The sequence below is a fragment of the Paraburkholderia sp. A1RI_3L genome, from assembly GCF_048957895.1.
Classification (GTDB): domain Bacteria; phylum Pseudomonadota; class Gammaproteobacteria; order Burkholderiales; family Burkholderiaceae; genus Paraburkholderia; species Paraburkholderia kururiensis.
This window is the reverse complement of record NZ_JARCHA010000101.1, coordinates 1-296: the sequence shown is the minus strand read 5'-3', so window position 1 is coordinate 296 and position 296 is coordinate 1. Positions and strand designations below refer to the sequence as shown.

At 61.1% G+C, this 296-nt stretch carries 1 protein-coding gene; it reads right to left on the bottom strand.

All coding sequences use genetic code 11. From position 1 onward, the window contains the following. A partial coding sequence (locus PXJ20_RS33080) for a GDP-mannose 4,6-dehydratase (RefSeq protein ID WP_421057532.1) occupies positions 1-296 on the bottom strand: 296 nt, incomplete at both ends.

Here is a 296-nt window from a genome sequence, read left to right as displayed (position 1 = left end):
TGCGCGAAACCCCAGTCACGCTTTGCATCGAGGTTGCCGAGTTCGAGCACGTCGAGCCTGCCGAGGCGCATCTTCGCGAAAGCGTCCGTCACCTTGCGCGTCACGAATTCGCGTCCGCGCAACGGCGACTCGTGATTGAACAGAATGCCGCTCGATGCAAAGAGGTTGTAGCTCTCGCGATAGTTGACCGTCATCCAGTGTGCAAAGAGCTTGGCCACGCCGTAGGGACTGCGGGGATAGAACGGCGTGCTCTCCGTTTGCGGCACCGCCTGCACGCGCCCGAACATCTCGGATGT